General features: G+C 53.2%; 3 protein-coding genes. 2 read left to right on the top strand and 1 reads right to left on the bottom strand.

Annotated features, from left to right (window positions below; all coding sequences use genetic code 11):
* Positions 1-47 precede the first annotated feature (47 nt).
* On the bottom strand, positions 48-518 hold the full coding sequence (locus ACXJ5O_RS22090; protein ID WP_457301766.1) for a YciE/YciF ferroxidase family protein: 471 nt from the start codon (positions 516-518) through the stop codon (positions 48-50).
* A 362-nt stretch (positions 519-880) separates the two neighbouring features.
* Between ACXJ5O_RS22090 and ACXJ5O_RS22085 the strand changes: the two genes are divergently transcribed.
* Together ACXJ5O_RS22085 and ACXJ5O_RS22080 are read left to right on the top strand one after the other, a co-directional pair.
* Positions 881-1,969 carry an extracellular catalytic domain type 1 short-chain-length polyhydroxyalkanoate depolymerase gene (locus ACXJ5O_RS22085; protein WP_457301765.1) on the top strand — a complete coding sequence of 363 codons (1,089 nt, stop codon included), beginning with the start codon at positions 881-883 and terminating at the stop codon, positions 1,967-1,969.
* A 244-nt stretch (positions 1,970-2,213) separates the two neighbouring features.
* Positions 2,214-3,464, top strand: a complete 1,251-nt coding sequence (locus ACXJ5O_RS22080) for a cation:proton antiporter (RefSeq protein ID WP_457301767.1) — start codon at positions 2,214-2,216, stop codon at positions 3,462-3,464.
* The last annotated feature ends 1 nt before the right edge of the window (position 3,465 follow it).

Here is a 3,465-nt window from a genome sequence, read left to right as displayed (position 1 = left end):
GTAAAAACGCTTAGGGGATATAACCAGAGTTTTGTAGCGATTGGATGCTACTTGTTGATCGAGGTAACCGCCAAGTTTGTAAGCTTGTTGTTGGCCGCCTTTTCCTGGTCGAGGATTTCACTCAGCAGTACGTGAGCTGGTTCATTTCCGAGAACCTTTGCCCATTCGCGCAGAGAGCCATAACGGGCTATTTCATAATGTTCGACGGCTTGGCAGGCCGCTAGTGCACCAGCTTCCAAGGCAACACCTTGCGCTTCCGCAAGTATACCGTCCGCCTCTTTTAAAAGACCATCCGTAGCATCGCATTTCTCGCCTGCAGGTTTGACGCCGATAGTCTTGAAAACCTTTTCCAAGGTTTTGATCTGGCCTTTAGTTTCTGCAAGGTGCTCATCCAGGCTCTTTTTCAACGCTGCATTTTTTACCGCGCTCGATACTTTTGGAAGGGCCTTTGCGATAGCATTCTCGGCATAATAAACATCTTTTAGAGTGTGCTCGAACAGCTCAGCGAGTGTCTTCATAATTTGGTGCTCCAATTGAAACCTGCACCTCAACAACTCGCAGTTACATTTATCGTTCCGGCTTCAAATAGTTTGCCCCTTGTCCGGCTCCGGTTGTTCGTCTTCTGTTGTATCCAGCCGCTTTCAAACGGTCCTCAGACTTTTTGCCCCTCGCCGGAGCATATGGCCCGGTGGGAAACACCGCGGCCACCCCTCGCCACATTCCGTCAAAGACGAGAAGGCCTTTTGTTGTTTGGAGGACGCCTGCCGTCGGCTTGACTACCCCTAGTCCAAATAATTTGTGCAGTGCAGCAACGATTGCTTGTGAGACGCGTTAGCCGTGTATCAGCGCCATCCCGTCGTTGATCAATGAGGACGCTGTCATGAGGAATATTGCCGATACGATCAACCGACTGAATGGTCAGCGCCGCCAAGCCAGGCCGACCTGGACGAAGTCGAACACGCGTTTATGTATCTTGCCGGACTTCGATTCAAATCCAGGCGACCTGCTCGCGTGGACGTATATTCCGAAGACGTTCGAGCCTGGATCGCCACTTGTGGTTGTCCWTCATGGCTGCACACAAACGGCAGCCGACTATGACAACGGCTCAGGATGGTCGGAGCTGGCCGATAAATACGGATTTGCCTTGCTATTTCCCGAACAGCAACGAAAAAATAATCCGAACCTTTGCTTCAATTGGTTTGCCACTGAAGACACGACTCGAGGCCAAGGAGAGGTCTGTTCAATCAGCCAGATGATTGAAGTCCTAATGGACAGGCYTTCCATAGACCCGGCAAAGATCTATGTGACTGGCTTATCAGCAGGCGGTGCGATGGCCGCGGCCATGCTTGCCACTTATCCCGAGATGTTCAAAGGAGGCGCAATCATTGCAGGTTTGCCGTATGGCAGCGCGTCAAGCATCCCCGAGGCATTCGACCGAATGCGTGGCCACGGCTTGCAGGAAGGCCGCGTTCTCGCTGATCGGGTCCGGCGCGCATCCGATCACCAAGGACCATGGCCCTCCATTTCCGTTTGGCACGGCACCGCCGATAGAACCGTCGATCCACTCAACATGGAAGCAATCCTTGGACAATGGCGCAACCTGCACGAATTCCATCAAGCTCCGATTGCGGGAATGGTGAATGGCCATCCCGTGCGCAAATGGAGCAACATAGAGGGTACCACCGTAGTTGAAGCGTACACAATCAATGGAATGGGCCACGGCACTCCACTCCAAAGAGTGGGTGAACACAGTTACGGGTCTCCCCGTCCCTTCATGCTTGATGTCGGCATCTCATCCACTTGGCATATCGCCAATTCGTGGGGACTCCTTGGTGATGAGAGAACGCCTATCGTTGAGCAGGAAGCGAGTGCCGCCCCTCAACCTGAGCGGGAAGCTCCACGACATGCCAACCGATCGGTCAGCGATGTGATCGAAGATGCTCTGCGCACAGCTGGATTGCTGAAGTGACGATATCCTGTCCTCTTTTAGATGAGAGGACAATGCGTCGAGATACGGCGGTGCACCAGTCGGCTGATTCTACGCTATCTAATACTTCAGATTATTTGGGTCGTGGAGAACAAAATGATCAGTTGCGAGTTCGTTCCAAAGAAGGATGAACGAGAGCGTTTGGCGCTTCTGCTCAATAAGGTCTTCGAACTTCTCGCCACCTTAAACGTTGTGGTAAGCCGCCGCCATCCTCAGGAGTATGCCTATTAACACCTATGTTGTCCTCCTCGCACTGTTTGGCGTGGTCGTTCTGTTCACCGCTTGGCTGCCTATGCTGCTCAAGGACTTTCCTCTGTCATTGCCTATGATATGCATTGCCTTCGGAACATTATTTGTATGGACACCTCTTTCGACAATCGTCGGTTCCAATCCCCTCGACAGCCGCTACATGACCGAGAAGGTAACGGAATTCGCCGTTATCATTTCACTGATGGGGGCAGGTCTGAAGATCGATAGACCCTTGGGATGGCGGAGCTGGATGACAACATGGCGGCTTCTCGCCATCTCGATGCCGCTGACGATCGCTGCCATTGCTGCTCTCGGCTGGAGCATCCTTGGACTTGGATTGGCGTCGGCTCTCTTGCTTGGATCTGCCCTTGCCCCGACAGACCCGGTCCTTGCCAGTGACGTTCAGGTTGGACCGCCGCAATCGGGCGAAGATGGAGAAGTGCGGTTCTCACTAACGTCGGAAGCCGGCCTCAATGATGGTCTGAGCTTTCCCTTCGTCCATTTGGCCATCGCTTTGGCACTGGCAACGCAAGCTGGCGAACCGTGGTTGGAGCATTGGCTCCTGTTCGATGTGTTGTGGCGGCTCGGCGCAGGTATCTGTTTGGGATGGCTGACTGGGAAGCTTTTGGGCATCTTGACCTTTCGCCTTCCAAAACGAGCAAAACTTGCGCGTACTGGCGACGGATTTGTTGCGCTGGGTATCACCTGCCTGAGCTACGGTCTGATAGAGATGGCCCATGGCTACGGTTTTGTTGGCGTGTTTGTCACAGCCCTGACGCTTAGGGCGGCTGAACGCGGAAGCGACTACCACACAAACCTGCACGATTTTGCTGAACAGATTGAACGGCTTTTGATGATGGTTGTGCTCGTGTGTTTCGGAGCAGCCATCGCAGAAGGAACAGTTTTCGGAGCGTTCGACTGGAGAGTAGCTGCAGTCACACTCACAATTATCTTCCTTGTTCGTCCAGCCGCGGGTTGGCTCGGCTTGATTGGAAGCCCGATTCCAGGAAGGGAAAAGGCGGTCATTGCAATCTTCGGCATTCGGGGTTTGGGATCGTTCTACTACATGGCTTATGCGACTGGTCATGCCCCATTCGCCAAAACCGATGTCCTGTGGGCCACCGTTTCGCTGGTCATTTTGGTGTCCATCATCCTTCACGGCATCGTAGTGACGCCAGTCATGCGACGTCTTGATCGCAGGCAAAAGTCAGTTGCAAACGCTTTATGAC

The sequence above is a fragment of the Phyllobacterium sp. P5_D12 genome (assembly GCF_054049495.1).
The sequence above is the reverse complement of the archived record's forward strand: the minus strand, read 5'-3'. Positions and strand labels throughout refer to the sequence as shown.

Excerpts from the sequence above, each read along its gene's own strand:
- ACXJ5O_RS22090 (WP_457301766.1), bottom strand. The coding sequence starts at position 518 with ATGAAGACACTCGCTGAGCTGTTCGAGCACACTCTAAAAGATGTTTAT.